Below are 17,350 nucleotides of genomic sequence, written 5' to 3'. Positions count from 1 at the left end.
TCACTCACCGGCCAGCAGCTTGACGACGTCGAGGGTCTCGTCGCCCTTCTTCCAGTTGCAGGGGCACAGCTCGTCCGTCTGCAGCGCGTCGAGGACCCGCAGGACCTCCTTGGGGTTACGGCCCACGGAACCGGCGGTCACCATGACGAACTGGATCTCGTTGTTCGGGTCGACGATGAAGGTGGCGCGCTGGGCGACGCCGTCCTCGCCGAGGATGCCGAGGTCGGTGCACAGCTCGCGCTTGATGTCCGACAGCATCGGGAAGGGCAGGTCGCGCAGGTCGTCGTGGTCCTTGCGCCAGGCGTGGTGCACGAACTCGGAGTCGACGGAGAAGCCGAGGATCTGCGCGTCACGGTCGGCGAACTCGTCGTTCAGCTTGCCGAACGCCGCGATCTCCGTCGGGCAGACGAAGGTGAAGTCCTTCGGCCACGCGAAGTAGACCTTCCACTTGCCCTCGTACGACTTGTGGTCGATCTGGGCGAAGGCCTTCTCGGGGTCGAGGTCCACACAGGCGGTCAGTTCGAACGTGGGGAACTTGTCACCGACGGTGAGCACGCGCACTCCTAGGGAGGGTCGGGACCCGGGCGCGGGGTGGCCGCACGGTCCCTCGATGGGTCCCGCTCACCCTGCCATGAGGTCATTGATCAGTGAAATCGCCCCGGCGGGTCGCATTGATCGGAAGCCCTTATCGACGAGTGAGGCTCCGGCGTGCCGCTGCGCAGAGTGACCGGCACCACAGGGGGCGGACGGCCGCCCGGCCCCGTCGGTCATTGATCGCGTACGCAACTAGACTGGAGGTCGTTGATCGGAGGCGGTTATCAGTAGTCAGCGCGGCAGCCAGCGCCAGCCGAGCCTTTCCCAGCTGCGGGCCTTCGCGGCCGTCGCCGAGCACCTGCACTTCAGGGACGCGGCCGCGGCGATCGGCACGAGCCAGCCGGCGCTGTCCGGGGCGGTCGCCGCGCTGGAGGAGGCGCTCGGGGTGGTGCTCGTGGAGCGCACGACCCGCAAGGTGCTGCTGACCTCGGCGGGGGAGCGCCTCGCGGTCCGGGCGCGGGCGGTGCTGGGAGCGGTCGGCGACCTGCTCGACGAGGCGGAGGCGGCGCGCGCGCCCTTCACCGGGGTGCTGCGGCTCGGGGTGATCCCGACGGTGGCGCCCTACCTGCTGCCGACCGTGCTGCGGCTGGCGCACGACACGTACCCGGAGCTCGACCTGCAGGTGCACGAGGAGCAGACGTCCTCGCTGCTGGACGGCCTCACGGCGGGCCGGCTGGACCTGCTGCTGCTCGCCGTACCGCTCGGTGTCCCCGCCGTCGCCGAACTGCCGCTATTCGACGAGGACTTCGTCCTGGTCACCCCGCGCGACCACTGGCTGGCCGGACGGATGGACATCCCCCGCGAGGCCCTGCGGCAGTTGGACCTGCTGCTGCTGGAGGAGGGGCACTGCCTGCGCGACCAGGCGCTGGACGTCTGCCGGGAGGCGGGCCGCACCGAAGGGGCGACCGCCACCACGACCGCGGCGGGGCTGTCCACGCTGGTGCAGCTGGTGGCCGGCGGGCTCGGGGTGACGCTGCTGCCGCGGACGGCGGTCCCGGTGGAGACCGGACGCAGCGCGGACCTCGCCACGGGGTACTTCGCCGACCCGGCGCCGTCACGGCGCATCGCGCTGGCGATGCGCGCGGGCACCGCGCGCGCGGAGGAGTTTCAGGCCTTCGCCTCCGCACTGCGCGGTGCCCTGGCGCCGCTGCCGGTACGGTTCGCCCGCTGACGGGCGAACCGCCCGGGGTCACTCGGTGCGCAGACCGTCCGGACGCATCATCCGCCACAGCGGCGGCAGGCTCAGCGCCGTGACCAGGATGACCACTCCCGCTCCGGCGCCGGTCATGGCGCCCACGCTCGCCCAGTCGACGCGGGGGTCCTCACCCACCATCGTCCGCAGGGCGGCGCCGAGACCGGCACCCCCGACGACGGCGAGGACGAGTCCCAGGGCGACCGGCAGCGCGGTCTGCCAGAGGACCGACAGCCCGAGCACGGACCGCCGGGTGCCGAAGGCGACCAGGACGGCCAGCAGCCGCCTGCGCTCGCGCAGTTGCTCCAGCATGGAGACCAGCAGGCTCGCGCCGATCAGGGCCAGGGTGGCCGTGGCGCCGATGAACAGCCCGCGCCGGATCGTCGCGAACTTGCGGTCCTCGCTGGTGGCGGTCAGCTGGAAGACGCTGAGCGTGGGGTCGATCCGTGCCGCGGTGTTGCGGGCGTGCTCGACGGCGTCCGGCGAGCCCGGGTCGGTCCTCAGCATGAGCCGGACGGCGGGCGTGCGCAGGGCCGCCACGTCCAGGGCACCGGGGGTGGCCAGCACGCCCCACTCCTGGTTCCCGTCCGGTGAGACGCGGGACTGCACCGTGCGGGCGTCCGCCGGGATGCGCCACGGCCGCGGCGTGCCGGTGTACTTGTCCGTGACCGGCGTGTTGAGGTCGAGCGTGTCGCCGGGCTCGGCGAAGCTCATGTCACCGTAGCCGCCGGGGTCGGACACCAGGAACACGTCGCCGTCGGCGCAGCCGGCCCCGACGTGGGCGAGTTCGCGCAGCGTCACGCAGTCGCCCAGGACCAGGGGTACGCTCTGGCTCCCGTCGACGCCCATCCGCTTCGAGATGTCCCCCCGGGCGGCGTCGTCCTGGATGACGCCGAGCACCGCGCGGATGCCCGGGGTCTCGGCGAAGGCCTTCTCCACGCGCTGCGCCTCGGCCCCGCTGTCGACGGTCTGCATGATGCTGAGCTGGGCGCGCTCCGGGTCGTCTCCGGTCGCCGTGACGAAGTCGCTCTGGACCCCCGTGAAGAGCGACTGGAGGGCGATCGCCCCCGCGACGGCGACGGTGACACCGCTGACCATGCGGGCGGCGGCACTGCTGTTGAGCTGGATGCGGCGGGTGGCCAGCTGCCAGGGCAGCGGGCCGCCGCGGAGGCGGCCGACGACCGACTCGACCAGCCAGGGCAGTACGGCGGTGAGACCGACCAGCAGCAGGACCACGCCGGCCGTCACCTGGTAGGGGTTGACCGAGGTGTTCTGGGAGATGCTCCCGAACAGCGGGGCCAGCAGTCCGAGCCCGGCCAGCGGGATCAGCAGCCGCCACCACAGCCTGCGCTTCTGCGCGGTGGCCTTGCGCACCACTCCGAGCGGCTCGACGGCGATGCCGCGCATCGCCAGCAGGGTGACCGCGACCGCCGCCCCCGGAACCGCCACCGCCACCAGTGCGGCCAGCCCGGGACCGGGCGTGATGTCGGACGGGTAGACGCTGATGTCGTACAGCGTCACATCGGGCGAGAACTGCCGGGTGACCAGGAAGATCCCCGTGCCCACGGCGAGTCCGAGCAGGGAGCCGAACAGTGCCTCGCCGGCCGCGATCCGCCGGGTCATCCTGCTGTCCGCGCCGACCAGCCGCAGCGCGGCCAGCCGCCGGTCCCGGCGTTCGCCGCCGAAGCGCACCGCGGTGCCGATGAAGACGGCCACCGGCATCAGCAGCACCACGACGATGATGACGACCAGCAGGGTCAGCACGCCGCCCAGAGGATCGCCCTTCACCTCACCGCGCCCGAAGTACGGGATGCGGGTGGCGTTCCCGGAGGTGCCGTCCGCGTTCCTGGCGACGAGGGAGTCGCTGCCCGCGTAGTAGGCCAGTTCGGCGGGTCCGAGCAGGCCCTGGTCGCCGATGACGCCGGCGAGGCGGTAGTCCAGCCGTTCCCGCAGCAGCTTGCTGCCGGGCTGGTCGAGCAGCTTCTTCAGCGCGGGGGAGACCACCATCTCACCGGGCGCGGGCATCGTCTTGACGCCCGGCGGGAGCACCGGCCGGTCACCGTCGGCCTTGAGCAGCAGACCGCGGATGTTGTCCTCGCGGAAGTTGGTGTCGGCCGAGGAGTACAGCACCGTGCTGGCGGTCTGCTTGGGCGGCTCCTTGAACCAGGAGTAGTCCCGCTCGTACGCCCGGTCGTTGCGGGCGCTCATCATGGCGGGCACGGCGGCCGCCAGCAGCAGCATCGCCACACCGAGGCCGACGCCGACCGCGGTGAGGACGGTGCGGGTCCAGCCCTCGCGGCCGCCGGTCGCCGCGAAGCGCAGGCCGAGGGCGAGGTCGCGGACCCAGGTCCCGACCATGCCGCCGGTACCGCCCTGTCCGGAGGTGCTCATGCCACCCTCTCCATGTCGCGGGACTTGCCGTCGCGGACGACGACCTCGCGGTCGGAGTAGGCGGCCACCCGCGCCTCGTGCGTGACCAGGACGACGGCGGCGTCGGTGTCACGGGCGGCGTCGGTCAGCATGCGCATCACCCGCTCGCCGTTGAGGGAGTCCAGGGCGCCGGTCGGCTCGTCGGCGAAGACCACCCGCGGGCCGGTGACCAGCGCCCGCGCCACCGCGACCCGCTGGCCCTGGCCGCCGGAGATCTCGCCGGGACGCTTGCCGGCCAGGTCGTCGACCTCCAGCCGGGCCAGCCACTCGCCGGCGCGCGCCTCGGCCTCCTTGCGCCGGGTGCCGTTCAGCCGCAGCGGCAGCGCCACGTTCTCCACGCAGGTCAGCTCCGGGACGAGCTGGCCGAACTGGAAGACGAAGCCGAACTCCCCGCGGCGCAGCGCGCTGCGCTCGGCGTCGCTCATCGCGGTCAGGTCCCGTCCCCGGTACAGCACCTGGCCGGAGTCCGGCCGGACGATGCCGGCCAGGCAGTGCAGCAGCGTCGACTTGCCGGAGCCGGACGGCCCCATGACCGCGACCACCTCCCCGGCGCGTATCGCGAACTCCGCGCCGTCCAGGGCCGGGGTCGGGCCGTACGCCTTGTGCAGGTCGACGGCCTCCATCAGGTTCTCCGTGGTGCTCACTCGGCTACCTCCGCCGCGAGTAGGTCCAGGCGGGCGGCGGTGAGCTCCAGCCACCGCAGGTCCGCCTCCAGGTGGAACAGGGCGTGGTCGCAGATGAGCTGGTCCGCGAAGTCGCCGTGCCGCTTGCGTTCGGTCAGTTCCCGCATCAGCCGCAGATGCTCGGACCTTTGTGTGTCGAGGAGATCGGCGGCGCTGCGCCCGGTGAGCAGCGCGAGGACGACCTTGGTGTAGAGGGTGTTCTGCAGGTAGGGCTCGGGCTTCTCCGGCTGCCCGAGCCACTTCTCGACGTCGGTGATCCCGGCCTCGGTGATCGCGTACCGCTTGCGTTCCGGGCCGCCGCCGGGCTCGATGCCGTCGACCTCGACCAGCCCGTTCTTCAGCAGGCGCGCCATCGTCGAGTAGACCTGGCCGTAGTGCAGCGGGCGGTCGTGGCCGAACTTGTCGTCGAATGCCCGCTTCAGGTCGTATCCGTGGCGCGGGCCGGACTCCAGGAGTCCGAGCAGGGTGTGGCCGATGCTCATGACCGAGGACTCTACACGACGCGTATACCTACGGTGTATAGACCTCATGCATAGCGGCGAGCCGGTGACAGGACCCCGCATGACCAGGGGTTTTCCCGTTCCGGACGCGATGCAGCCCCGGGGCACGGACGGACATCACGTGCACCGGGGCTGCGGCCGTGGGGAGGTCCGGCTCACAGGCCGTTGACGTTGGCGGCGATGCGGTCGCCTACCTCCTTGTCGATGTTGCGCCAGTACTCGACCGCGCGGGCCAGGACGGGGGCGCTGACCCCGTTCTTCAGGTGGCCCGACACGTTGGAGACCAGCCGGTCGCGGGCGGCGTCGTCCAGGACCTGGCGGATCATCGTCCCGGCCTGGCCGAAGTCGTCGTCCTCGCGGTGCAGCTTGTACGGCTCATGCACCATGTTGCCCGCCACCTCCCAGCCGGCCGGGTCGCCGAAGCGCCGGATGTCGGCCTCGGGCCCGCCGAAGGAGTTCGGCGCGTACGGCGCGGCGGTGCGCGACGGCTCGTAGCGCATCGGCCCGTCCTTGGCGTACGAGCGCACCTCGGTGTGGGCCCGGTTCGGCGGCAGCTGGGCGTAGTTGGGGCCGATCCGGTAGCGGTGGGTGTCGGCGTACGAGAAGAGCCGGCCGAGGAGCATCTTGTCCGGCGAGGGGCCGATGCCGGGCACCATGTTGCTGGGCTCGAAGGCGGCCTGCTCGATGTGGATGAAGTAGTCCTCGGGGTTCTTGTTCAGGGTCATCCGGCCGACCTCGACCAGCGGGTAGTCGCCGTGCGGCCACACCTTGGTGAGGTCGAAGGGGTTGAACCGGTAGTCCGCCGCGTCGTCGAACGGCATGATCTGCATGTAGAGCGTCCACGAGGGGTGCTCGCCGCGTTCGATGGCCTGGTACAGGTCCCGGCGGTGCAGATCGCCGTCGGCGCCCGCGTAGTGGTCGGCCTCCTCCTGGGTGAGGAAGTCGATCCCCTGGTCGGTCTTGAAGTGGTACTTGACCCAGAACCGCTCGCCGCCGCCGTTGACCCACATGTAGGTGTGGGAGCTGTAGCCGTTCATGTGGCGGTACGACTTGGGCACGCCGCGGTCGCCCATCAGCCAGGTGACCATGTGCGCCGACTCCGGGGACAGCGTCCAGAAGTCCCACTGCATGTTGTTGTCGCGTAGCGAGCTGTCACGGCGGCGCTTCTGGCTGCGGATGAAGTCCTGGAACTTCATCGGGTCGCGTACGAAGAAGACCGGCGTGTTGTTGCCGACCATGTCGTAGTTGCCGTACTCGGTGTAGAACTTCAGGGCGAAACCGCGCGGGTCGCGCCAGGTGTCGGGGCTGCCCAGCTCGCCGGCGACCGTCGAGAAGCGGGCCAGCATCTCCGTGCGGCGTCCCGGCTGGAAGAGGTCGGCCTTGGTGAACTGGCTGACGTCGTTCGTCACCTCGAAGACGCCGTACGCGCCCGAGCCCTTGGCGTGCACCACACGCTCCGGTACCCGTTCGCGGTTGAACTGCGCCATCTTCTCGATCAGGTAGTGGTCCTGGAGGAGGATGGGGCCGTCCGAGCCCACCGTGAGCGAGTGCGCGTCGCTCTCCACCGGGATCCCGGCGTTGTTGGTGGTGTAGGGGGTGCTCATGTGAGTGTGTCCTCCCGTCGATCTTCGGAAGAGTCCGTCGGGGGCTCCTGGTCGCTAACGACCACACAAACACTGAATCACCGGCTCGGCACGCCGGGCAATGACTTCACGCCATGGATCTGGACAATGTCCAGAAATAAAACGTGTACGGATACGGAGCGTCTACCGGTCGGCACCGCCCGGAATGCCCATCTCGAACCAGACCACCTTCCCGGCGCTCAGCCGGGTCGCTCCCCAGCGCTGCGCCATCCGGTTGACGAGGTACAGCCCGCGGCCGCCCTCGTCCTGCGGCTGCGCATGGCGCATCCGCGGCAGCGTCGGGGCATCGTCGCCCACCTCGCAGCGCAGCACGTCGGTACGGAGCAGCCGCAGCGTGATCGGCCGCTCCGCGTACCGCACCGCATTGGTGACCACCTCGCTGACCAGCAGCTCGGTCGCCTCGGCCAGCGGCTCCAGGTTCCAGCGGCTGAGCGCCTGGCGCACCAGCCGCCGGGCCCGGCCGGCCGTCTGCGGCCGCGGCTCCAGGAACCAGTAGGCGACGTCGCGCGGGGCGATGCCGTCGAAACGGGCGGCCAGCAGCGCGATGTCGTCGTCCCGGTCGCCCGGGCCGACGATCTCCAGGACCTCGTCGCACAGCGGTTCCAGCGGCGGCGGGCACAGCACCGCCGAGGCCGTGTGCAGCCGCTCGCGCAGCATCTCGATGCCGCCCCACACGTCACGGGTGCGGGACTCCACCAGGCCGTCGGTGTACAGCAGCAGCGTCGCCCCGGCCGGGGCGGGCAGCTCGACCGCCTCGAAAGGCACGCCGCCCACGCCGATCGGGGCCCCCGGCGGCACGCGCAGCACCTCGGCCAGGCCGCTGGCGTGCAGCAGCACCGGCGGCGGGTGGCCGGCGTTGGCGATGGTCACCCGGTGCGCTATCGGGTCGTAGACCGCGTAGATGCAGGTGGCCATGCGGTCCTGACCGAGCCGCTGGGCCTGCTCGTCCAGGTGGTAGAGCACCTCCTGCGGCGACAGGTCCAGGCCCGCCAGGGTCTGGACGGTCGTCCGCAGCTGGCCCATGATCGCCGCCGAGGTCATGGAGTGGCCCATGACGTCGCCGACCACCAGCGCCACCCGGCTGCCGGGCAGCGGGATCGCGTCGTACCAGTCGCCGCCGACCCGGGCCGACTCCGCGGCGGGCAGGTAGCGGCTGGCCAGCCGGACCCCGGTGGGCTCCGGCAGGGAGTCCGGCAGCATCTCGCGCTGCAGGGAGTCGGCGATCGACGCCTCGCGGTCGTAGAGCACCGCCTTGTCCACGCCGAGCGCGGTGTGGGTGGCCAGCTGGGCCGCGATCAGCAGGTCGTCCGGGTCGAACGGGGCACGCTCGGGACGGCGCAGCAGCACGGTCGCGCCGATGACCCGGCGGCGGCCGCGCAGCGGTGCCAGGATGGCCCGGCGTCCGGTCGGCAGGTCTAACGTCTCGCCGAACTCCGCCTGCCGGCAGCCCCCGACCAGCTCGTGGAGCGCCGCCGTGGCCTGCGCGTTGTCGGAGAACACCGGGCGCACCCCGCGCAGCACCTCGGCCAGCGGGCCGTCCATGGGGACGGTCACGACCTCGGCGGCAGCGCCGTACGCGCCCTCCGTGGAGGGGACGACCGGCATGAGCAGGCCCTCCACCGGCTCCGGGGCGTTCTCGTCCGGAACCCGGTCGGTGCGCCGCAGCCGCAGGACCAGCGGGCCGGAAGGGCGCTCGTCGCCCACCGGCAGCGGGTCGCGCAGGTAGACCAGGATCGCGTCGGCGAAGGCGGGCACAGCGGAGCGGCACAGACCCAGCACGATCTCGTCCAGGTCCAGGCCGCGGGCGATGCGGCGGGTGGCCGCGCCGACGTAGCGCAGCCGCTCGGTCTCCGCCTGCCCCGCCCGGCCGCGGTTCTGCGGGCCGATCTTCTTGAGCGGCTGGCCGCCGGTGGAGTCCTCGTCGACGGGGTGCCCGCCCGCGTGGCCCCCGCGGCCTCCCTGCCGGCCCGTCGTCCGGGACGTGGGCAGCGTCGTGTCAGGGGTCCGCTGCCGCGTGCGCGGCTCGCCGCCTTCCGGCTGCGTCGGACCGGGGACACCCGGGACGCCCGGGGTCCCGCCGCCCGCCGTGGCCCGGCGGCCGGGCTCCACGGGAGCGGCCATGGCGGTGGCGGCCCGCCGGTCCCGGCCCGCGGAGCCGTCGAAGGACGGACCGGTGGCCGGGGCGCCGCCGGGGGCGTCGGTGGAGCGCAGCCGTACGGTCTGCCGTCCGCGGGCGCCGTCCGCGGGGGCGGCGGCCATGTGCTGGACGGTGGCGAGCCCCTCGCCGGCGACCACCCGGGCGGCCTGACGGTCCCGCACCTCGGAGGACTGCCGCGCGGTGCGTCCGCCGCGCGCACGCCGGCCGCCGCGGCCGGGCTTGGCGGGGGCGGGGGCCGACACGAGGGGATCGGAGGGGGTCTGACGTTCCGCCGGCGGCATGGCCGTGCCGCCGGGATCGCCGGCGGTCGCGCCGCGCTTGGCGCCGCCGCTCCGGCGGCCCCGGCGCGGGCGGTCGCCCGCCGCGGACGGGTCCGTGGACCGCCCGGAGGCCGGCGCCCCGGCCGTGGACGCGCCCGACTCGCCGCCCGGCACGGGGTCCGCGGGCAGCAGGAAGCCGGCCCGTGGATCCGGTACCGGTTCGGTGTCACCCGGACGTGCCGGGCCGGCCGTCGTCCCCTGGACGGCGGCCTGCTCAGAAATGCGCTCCGTGCTCACGCTGGTCGTTCCATCCGGTCGGGTGCGTCACGTGCCGGGCACGTGGCGGGGCGGCCGCGTCAGGCGGGTCGTCGGCAGTGCAGGAAGAGCTGCTCCTCCGGCGGCACTTCGGTCGTGTGCGGCGCGTACGCGTACGAATCCTCCTTAAGGACCGTGAATCCCGCGTCGGCCACCACCTGGCGCAATTCATCCCGTAGATAACCCGATACCCGGATGGTGTTACCAAGGAACGGAATCGCGAAGTCGTCCACGTCGGCTTCCACCATCGAAAGGGTGAACATTCCGCCCGGGAGGAGGAGGTCGTGGACGCTGCGCAGGGCCAGCGGGATCTCCGCCCGAGGCAGCATCAGCAGCGAGAAGAAGGCCACGGCGGCGTCGAAGCGGCCCGGGTCCCCCGGGCCGTCGGGTCCGTGGCGGCCGCCGGTCCGCAGGTCGGCGATGTCGGCCTGGAGGAAGGTCGCCCGGGGCACGTGCCGGCGGGCGAGCGAGAGCATCCCCGCGGAGAGGTCCACACCCGTCACCTCGTGCCCGGCCTCGACCAGCTGACGGCAGGTCGGCAGTCCCGTGCCGCAGCCGAGGTCCAGGACGCGGGAGCCCGCCGGGAGCTGCGCCAGGAGCCATTCGCCCGCGGCGACCTGGCCCTCCTTGTGCGGGAAGGCCTCGTCGTAGCGGTCACCTATGGCGTCGAACCCCTCGGCCTGGCCGGTGCGGTCCAGCTGTATGTCCTCGTAGCCGCCGACTCCCACAGCCCGGGCCTCCCGTATGACCTTGGTGACATAGCGTCAAACTCTAGTGTGAGCCTGTGTTTTGTGCAGCACTATGGGCCACGATCTTACGATTGGGGCAGGGGTCCCCGGCAAGCCGCTCACGCGGTCACCTTGCCGGACGATCCCAGTCAACCGGAAGGGCCGGTACCGGCCACGCCGGATCCGGACGCCAGTGCTCCCAGCCGTCCCGGAAGGGATGCCCCCAGGCGCCGATCACCTCGACCGCCCGGCGGCCGGCCTCCCGTACCCGCTCCGCCGTGACCGCCGTCATCAGGCCGGCGGCCTGGGCCTGCGCGAACTCGTCCTCGTCCCGCCACTGCCAGCCCCGGTCCGGGGTGACGTGGATGTCGAGGAAGTGGTCCTCCGAGTCGACCCCGCCCGGCCAGCGGTGCCGCGGCTCCTCCAGGTTCACGTACCAGTTCTTGAAGCGCCAGCCCTGCTCCCAGAACAGCCACACCGACCAGGGCTCGTCCGGGCGCGCCAGCTTCAGCACGCCCGCGCCCCACCAGCGGTCGACGCACGTCGTGCGCGGCTTGAGGTAGCGGGTCTCCAGCGGCTCGTGGTGGATCGGCGAGCCGTCCGCCAGGACCGGCTTGACGCACTCGGTGCCCGGCGCCATCCACACCGCCAGCAGTTCCGGGTCGTCGCGCACCACGGTCACCGGACGGCAGATGTGCACCGCGTCGCTGCCGTTGCCGCGGTAGCGCCACAGCACCTGCTCGCCGGGCGCCCAGTGGCCCGCGCCGCCGTCCTGGCCCGCTCCACGGGGAAGAAGGATGTCCGCTGTCATGAACGGATCTTACGGACCCCGTGTTACGGGGGCGTCACCCTTGAGCCGAGCGTTCGTCACGCCGGGCACCGGGGAGCGCCGGGACGACGGCGCGGCGCGCCGTCAGGGCCGGGTCATCCGCAGCACGTCCAGCGCCTCGTCCAGCTGCTCCAGGGTGAGCAGCCCGCGCTCGACGTAGCCGGACTCCAGGACCACCTCGCGGATGGTCTTCCGCTCGGCCAGCGACCGCTTGGCGACCTTGGCCGCCTCCTCGTAGCCGATGTACTTGTTGAGCGGGGTCACGACCGACGGCGAGGACTCCGCGTACTCACGGGCGCGTTCCACGTTCGCCGTGATCCCGTCCACCGTGCGGTCGGCCAGCAGCCGGGAGACGTTGGCGAGCAGCCGCACCGACTCCAGGACGTTCCTGGCGATCACCGGGAGCATCACGTTCAGCTCGAAGTTGCCCGCGGCGCCGGCCGTGGTGATCGTCACGTCGTTGCCGATGACCTGTGCGGCCACCATCAGCACCGCCTCGGGGATCACCGGGTTCACCTTGCCCGGCATGATCGACGAACCGGGCTGCAGGTCCGGCAGGGCGATCTCGGCGAGACCGGTGCGGGGGCCGGAGCCCATCCAGCGCAGGTCGTTCGCGATCTTGGTCAGGCCCACGGCGATCGTGCGCAGCTGTCCGGAGGTCTCCACGACGCCGTCGCGGGCGCCCTGCGCCTCGAAGTGGTCCCGCGCCTCGGTCAGCGGCAGCCCGGTCGTCCGCGCCACCTCGGCGATCACCGCCGCCGAGAAGCCGGGCGGGGTGTTGATCCCCGTGCCGACCGCGGTGCCGCCCAGCGGCAGCTCCGCCAGCCGGGGCAGCGAGGCCCGCAGCCGCTCCACCCCGTACCGGACCTGCGCCGCGTAGCCGCCGAACTCCTGGCCCAGGGTCACCGGCGTGGCGTCCATCAGATGCGTGCGGCCGGACTTCACGACGTCCGCGAACTCCGCGGCCTTGCGCTCAAGCGACGCCGCCAGGTGCTCCAGCGCCGGGACCAGGTCACCGGTCACCGCGGCGGTCGCGGCGATGTGCAGGGAGGAGGGGAAGACGTCGTTGGAGGACTGGCTGGCGTTGACGTGGTCGTTGGGGTGCACGTCGCGGCCGAGCCGCTCGCTCGCCAGGGTCGCGATGACCTCGTTGGCGTTCATGTTGGACGAGGTGCCGGAACCGGTCTGGAAGACGTCGATCGGGAAGTGCCCGTCCCAGCGCCCCCCGGCCACCTCCGCGGCGGCCTCCTGGATCGCCTCCGACACGTCCTTGTCCAGGACGCCCAGCTCCGCGTTGACCTTGGCCGCGGCCGCCTTGATCCGGGCGAGCGCCTCGATGTGGGACCGCTCCAGCCCGCGTCCGCTGATGGGGAAGTTCTCCACCGCGCGCTGGGTCTGCGCGCGCCACTTGGCGTGGGCCGGGACGCGCACCTCGCCCATCGAGTCGTGCTCGACGCGGTACTCGCGCTCGTCCTCTGCGTCCTGCTCGGGCATGGCCGGAATTCCTTCCATCGCGGACATCGTCGGGCGTACCGGGTACTTCCCAGTAGAACCCCGACCCCTCGGTAGGACAGTGGCGCGGGACGTTTCATTCCCCCCGGTGGCCGCCCGGAAGGCGGCCAGAACGGACCGGGGAACCAGGCGGCCCGGCACCGCGCACGCGGTGCCGGGCCGCCTCGGACGGGTCACGCCCCCGGGCGCACCGGGATGCTGGTGAACGTCGGCGCGGGCGCCGGGTCCGTGAAGAAGTCGTTGCCCTTGTCGTCGACGACGATGAAGGCCGGGAAGTCCTCGACCTCGATCTTCCAGACCGCCTCCATGCCGAGCTCGGCGTACTCGACGACCTCGACCTTCTTGATGCAGTCCTGGGCCAGGCGCGCCGCCGGGCCGCCGATCGACCCCAGGTAGAAGCCGCCGTGCGCGGCGCACGCGTCGGTGACCTGCTTCGAGCGGTTGCCCTTGGCGAGCATGACCTTGGAGCCGCCCGCCGCCTGGAACTGCTCGACGTAGGAGTCCATGCGGCCGGCCGTGGTCGGGCCGAAGGAGCCGGAGGCATAGCCCTGCGGGGTCTTGGCCGGGCCCGCGTAGTAGACCGGGTGGTCGCGCAGGTACTGCGGCATCTCCTCGCCCGCGTCCAGCCGCTCCTTGATCTTGGCGTGCGCGATGTCGCGGGCGACGACCAGCGGGCCGGTCAGCGACAGCCGGGTCTTGACCGGGTACTTGGACAGCTCCGCCAGCACCTCGTCCATCGGCCGGTTGAGGTCGACGCGCACGACGTCCTCGTCCGACAGGTGCTCGTCGGTGGTCTCCGGCAGGTACTTCGCGGGGTCGGTCTCCAGCTGCTCCAGGAAGACGCCCTCGGCGGTGATCTTCGCGACGGCCTGGCGGTCGGCGGAGCAGGAGACGGCGATGGCGACCGGCAGGGAGGCGCCGTGGCGGGGCAGCCGCACCACGCGCACGTCGTGGCAGAAGTACTTGCCGCCGAACTGCGCGCCGATGCCGATCTTCTGGGTGAGCTCGAAGACCTTCTCCTCCAGCTCCTTGTCCCGGAAACCGTGGCCGGTCGGCGAACCCTCGGCCGGCAGCTCGTCCAGGTAGTGCGCGGAGGCGTACTTCGCGGTCTTCAGCGCGAACTCCGCGGAGGTGCCGCCGACCACGATCGCCAGGTGGTACGGCGGGCACGCGGCCGTGCCGAGCGAACGGATCTTCTCCTCCAGGAACTTCATCATGGAGGCCTCGTTCAGGACCGCCTTGGTCTCCTGGTAGAGGAAGGACTTGTTGGCCGAGCCGCCGCCCTTGGCCATGAAGAGGAACTTGTACGCGCCGCCGTCGGTCGCGTACAGCTCGATCTGCGCGGGCAGGTTCGAGCCGGTGTTCTTCTCCTCCCACATGGTCAGCGGGGCCATCTGGGAGTAGCGCAGGTTGAGCTTGGTGTAGGCGTCGAAGATGCCGTGCGAGAGGGCCGCCTCGTCGCCGCCCTGCGTGAGCACGTTCTGGCCGCGCTTGCCCATCACGATCGCGGTGCCGGTGTCCTGGCACATCGGCAGGACGCCGGCCGCGGCGATGTTGGCGTTCTTCAGCAGGTCCAGGGCGACGAAGCGGTCGTTGGGGGAGGCCTCGGGGTCGTCGAGGATCCGGCGCAGCTGGGCGAGGTGCGCCGGACGCAGGTAGTGGGAGATGTCGTGCATCGCCTCGGCGGCGAGCTTGCGCAGCGCCTCCGGCTCCACCTTGAGGAAGGTCCGGCCGTCGGCCTCGAAGGTGCTGACGCCCTCGGAGGTGACCAGACGGTACGGAGTGGTGTCCTCACCGAGGGGGAGCAAGTCGGTATAGGCGAACTCGGGCATAAGGGACATCCTCACTGGCGCTGCGTCATAGAAGCCCAACAAGCGTAGAACGTGCGCGGGGTACCGGATGTGTGAGGTGACCCTCACCGGCCCTAGTCGCGATCTATCGCGTTTGTGTACGGTAGTCGGGTGGATGAGTCGTCGCTCCAGAAGCGTGAACAGCACCCCGTGCGCCCCGTCGCCGAAGCCGATATCCGTGCGTCCGACGCGGACCGCGACCGGGTGGCCGACATCCTTCGCGATGCCCTCGCGGAGGGCCGTCTGACCACCGAGGAGCACTCCGAGCGGCTCGACGGGGTCTACGCGGCCAAGACCGTCGGCGAACTGGAGCCCTACGTCCGCGACCTCCCCGCGGGACGCGCCACGAGCGCACCCGCCCCGTCGCCCGGGGCGCACCACTGGGTGCCGGACGGCTCCGGGGAGAGCCCCAACCTGATCGGCATCCTCGGCGGTGCCGAGCGCAAGGGGCGCTGGCGGGTCGGCTCGAAGATCAACGCCGTCGCCATCATGGGCGGCGTCGTCATCGACCTCACCGAGGCCACCTTCACCAGCCCCGAGCTCGTCATCAACTGCACGGCCATCATGGGCGGCATCGAGATCAGGGTCCCGGAGAACGTGACCCTGCACGGCGGCGGCGTCGTGGGCATCATGGGCGGCTCCGACGTCAAGGCGTACGAGTCGCCCGACCCGCACGCCCCGGTCATCAAGGTGCAGGGCTTCGCCTTCTGGGGCGGCGTCGAGGCCAAGCCGCGCCGGGGCAAGCGTGTGAAGAAGAAGGGGCTCGGCCCCGCCGAACTCGACGGCTGACCGCGGCGCGGGTCAACTCCCGTGCCGCGCAAGGGGGTCGGCGGGGCGTGATGCCGGTGCCACGGAGGCGTGGCCCGGGCGGCGGCCCCGGCACGGTGCGCATGAACGCGCGCACAGCGGGTAGGGCAAGGGGACACGTCGCTCGCCGCAGCCCTCCTCACGCCGACAGACCCGTGGAGACGCACCGGCACCGCAGCGACGGGCAAGGGTGACACCAAGCCGAGCCGTCGTCAGGAGTATCCCGTGCTTCAACCGATCGAGCCCCCGGCAGCCTCCAGGTCCTCCCTGAGTCACCCCCGGGACCTGGGCGGCCCATGGCACTCGGAGGCGGCGTGCCGCAGTGACGAGGCGGGTCTGTTCTTCGCGCCTTCGAAGGAGCCGACCGCGGCGCGGCTGTCCCGGGAGGAGGCCGCCAAGCGGGTGTGCGCGCGCTGCCCGGTGATGCTGGAGTGCCGCGAACACGCGCTGCTCCAGCCGGAGCCCTACGGCGTGTGGGGCGGGATGACCGCCGCGGAGCGCAGGGTCGTACTGGCCCGGCGCCGCCGCCGTGAGGCGGAGCTGCAGCGGCCCGGGACGCGGATCGCCGCGGCCGGCTGAACGACAAGGGCCGGGACCCCGTCGCCACGGCGGGGTCCCGGTTCTCGTGTGCCGGTGCGCGGCGGCTGCCGCGGCGGCTCAGCGCGCGCGGTCGAAGTCGATGGTGCTGTAGGCGCGCAGCTTCGACAGCCGGTGCGTGGAGTCGATCTGGCGGATCGTGCCGGACTTCGAGCGCATGACCAGCGACTGGGTGATCGCGGTCTCGGCGCGGTACCGCACTCCGCGCAGCAGCTCGCCGTCGGTGATGCCGGTGGCGACGAAGAAGACGTTGTCGCCCTCGACCAGGTCGTCCGTGTGCAGGATCCGCTCCAGGTCGTGGCCCGCGTCCAGGGCGCGCTGCTTCTCCGCCTCGTCCTTCGGCCACAGCCGGCCCTGGATGGTGCCGCCCAGGCACTTGATCGCGCAGGCCGCGATGATGCCCTCGGGCGTGCCGCCGACGCCCATGAGCATGTCGACGCCGGTGCCCTCGCGGACGGCCATGATCGCACCGGCCACGTCGCCGTCGGAGATGAACTTGATCCGCGCGCCGGTCTCCCGGATCTCCTTGACGATGCCCTCGTGGCGGGGGCGGTCGAGGATGACCACCGTGACGTCCTCGGGGGCGCTGCCCTTCGCCTTGGCGACCCGGCGGATGTTGACCGAGGGCGGGGCGGTGATGTCGACGTAGTCGGCGGCCTCGGGGCCGGTGACCAGTTTGTCCATGTAGAAGACGGCCGAGGGGTCGTACATCGCGCCGCGGTCGGCGGCGGCGAGCACCGCGATGGCGTTGGGCATGCCCTTGGCGGTCAGGGTGGTGCCGTCGATCGGGTCCACGGCGATGTCGCACTCCGCGCCGGTCCCGTCGCCGATGCGTTCCCCGTTGAAGAGCATCGGGGCCTCGTCCTTCTCTCCCTCGCCGATGACGACGACGCCGTTCATCGACACGGTGGAGACGAGGGTGCGCATGGCCTTGACGGCGGCGCCGTCCGCGCCGTTCTTGTCGCCGCGCCCGACCCAGCGGCCGGCCGCCATGGCGGCGGCCTCGGTAACCCGGACGAGTTCCAGGGCGAGGTTGCGGTCGGGGGCCTCGGGATTCACCTCGAGTTGCGGCGGCAGGTTGTGGTTTTCATGCTGCTCGGTCATCACAGCGCACCTTTCTGTACGAGGACGGCCGGGATAAGAGGGTGTTACGACCTTATCCGGACCCCGCCAGGATGAGCAGGCCACCTGTCACATGAGCGGATTTCCGCCGGGTGCGACCCCGGGCGGACGGACGGTCCGGGGCATGGGG

Annotated in this window: 14 protein-coding genes; 3 read left to right on the top strand and 11 right to left on the bottom strand. The window is 71.8% G+C overall.

Annotated features, from left to right (window positions below):
• A complete protein-coding gene (locus PV341_RS08880) occupies positions 1 to 555 on the bottom strand; it encodes a peroxiredoxin (protein WP_361809491.1) in 555 nt (184 codons plus the stop codon).
• A 262-nt stretch (positions 556 to 817) separates the two neighbouring features.
• Here PV341_RS08880 and PV341_RS08875 point away from each other — a divergent pair, with 262 nt between their 5' ends.
• A complete protein-coding gene (locus tag PV341_RS08875) occupies positions 818 to 1,765 on the top strand; it encodes a LysR substrate-binding domain-containing protein (RefSeq protein ID WP_500326850.1) in 948 nt (315 codons plus the stop codon).
• Positions 1,766 to 1,783: 18 nt separating this feature from the next.
• Here the strand turns inward: PV341_RS08875 and PV341_RS08870 are convergent, their stop codons facing one another.
• The 9 genes from PV341_RS08870 to PV341_RS08830 all read right to left on the bottom strand — a co-directional run bounded on the left by PV341_RS08870 (position 1,784) and on the right by PV341_RS08830 (position 14,676).
• The gene (locus PV341_RS08870; protein WP_500326819.1) at positions 1,784 to 4,177 is read right to left on the bottom strand and encodes an FtsX-like permease family protein; all 2,394 of its coding nucleotides are present in this window, start codon (positions 4,175 to 4,177) and stop codon (positions 1,784 to 1,786) included.
• Positions 4,174 to 4,839 (bottom strand): ABC transporter ATP-binding protein, encoded by a 666-nt coding sequence (locus tag PV341_RS08865; protein WP_500326852.1) that lies wholly within the window; start codon positions 4,837 to 4,839, stop codon positions 4,174 to 4,176. The genes PV341_RS08870 and PV341_RS08865 overlap by 4 nt, the downstream gene beginning before the upstream one ends.
• A gap of 17 nt (positions 4,840 to 4,856) precedes the next feature.
• Entirely contained in the window at positions 4,857 to 5,381 is a 525-nt protein-coding gene (locus PV341_RS08860; protein WP_500326821.1) for a PadR family transcriptional regulator, read from the bottom strand.
• A gap of 173 nt (positions 5,382 to 5,554) precedes the next feature.
• Positions 5,555 to 7,003 carry a catalase gene (locus PV341_RS08855; protein ID WP_500326823.1) on the bottom strand — a complete coding sequence of 483 codons (1,449 nt, stop codon included), beginning with the start codon at positions 7,001 to 7,003 and terminating at the stop codon, positions 5,555 to 5,557.
• A gap of 162 nt (positions 7,004 to 7,165) precedes the next feature.
• Positions 7,166 to 9,301 (bottom strand): ATP-binding SpoIIE family protein phosphatase, encoded by a 2,136-nt coding sequence (locus PV341_RS08850; RefSeq protein ID WP_500357296.1) that lies wholly within the window; start codon positions 9,299 to 9,301, stop codon positions 7,166 to 7,168.
• 515 nt (positions 9,302 to 9,816) lie between these two features.
• The gene (locus PV341_RS08845) at positions 9,817 to 10,503 is read right to left on the bottom strand and encodes a class I SAM-dependent DNA methyltransferase (RefSeq protein ID WP_500332239.1); all 687 of its coding nucleotides are present in this window, start codon (positions 10,501 to 10,503) and stop codon (positions 9,817 to 9,819) included.
• Positions 10,504 to 10,630: 127 nt separating this feature from the next.
• A complete protein-coding gene (fomD, locus tag PV341_RS08840; protein WP_500332240.1) occupies positions 10,631 to 11,314 on the bottom strand; it encodes a cytidylyl-2-hydroxypropylphosphonate hydrolase in 684 nt (227 codons plus the stop codon).
• Between the two features lie 102 nt (positions 11,315 to 11,416).
• Positions 11,417 to 12,826, bottom strand: coding sequence for a class II fumarate hydratase (locus PV341_RS08835; RefSeq protein ID WP_500332241.1), 1,410 nt, complete (start codon positions 12,824 to 12,826; stop codon positions 11,417 to 11,419).
• Positions 12,827 to 13,017: 191 nt separating this feature from the next.
• Positions 13,018 to 14,676: a fumarate hydratase gene (locus PV341_RS08830; RefSeq protein WP_500332242.1), complete on the bottom strand. Its 1,659-nt coding sequence runs from the start codon at positions 14,674 to 14,676 to the stop codon at positions 13,018 to 13,020.
• A 129-nt stretch (positions 14,677 to 14,805) separates the two neighbouring features.
• Here PV341_RS08830 and PV341_RS08825 point away from each other — a divergent pair, with 129 nt between their 5' ends.
• Together PV341_RS08825 and PV341_RS08820 are read left to right on the top strand one after the other, a co-directional pair.
• Positions 14,806 to 15,483, top strand: a complete 678-nt coding sequence (locus tag PV341_RS08825) for a DUF1707 SHOCT-like domain-containing protein (RefSeq protein WP_500332243.1) — start codon at positions 14,806 to 14,808, stop codon at positions 15,481 to 15,483.
• A gap of 243 nt (positions 15,484 to 15,726) precedes the next feature.
• A complete protein-coding gene (locus tag PV341_RS08820) occupies positions 15,727 to 16,080 on the top strand; it encodes a WhiB family transcriptional regulator (protein ID WP_018561404.1) in 354 nt (117 codons plus the stop codon).
• A 78-nt stretch (positions 16,081 to 16,158) separates the two neighbouring features.
• Here the strand turns inward: PV341_RS08820 and glpX are convergent, their stop codons facing one another.
• Complete coding sequence (gene glpX, locus PV341_RS08815; RefSeq protein ID WP_500332244.1) at positions 16,159 to 17,202, bottom strand: class II fructose-bisphosphatase; 1,044 nt, start codon at positions 17,200 to 17,202, stop codon at positions 16,159 to 16,161.
• Positions 17,203 to 17,350: the final 148 nt, after the last annotated feature.

The sequence above is a fragment of the Streptomyces sp. PA03-1a genome (assembly GCF_033792805.1).
In the GTDB taxonomy this organism is placed as follows: Bacteria; Actinomycetota; Actinomycetes; order Streptomycetales; family Streptomycetaceae; genus Actinacidiphila.
This window is presented reverse-complemented; position numbering and strand designations above follow the sequence as displayed.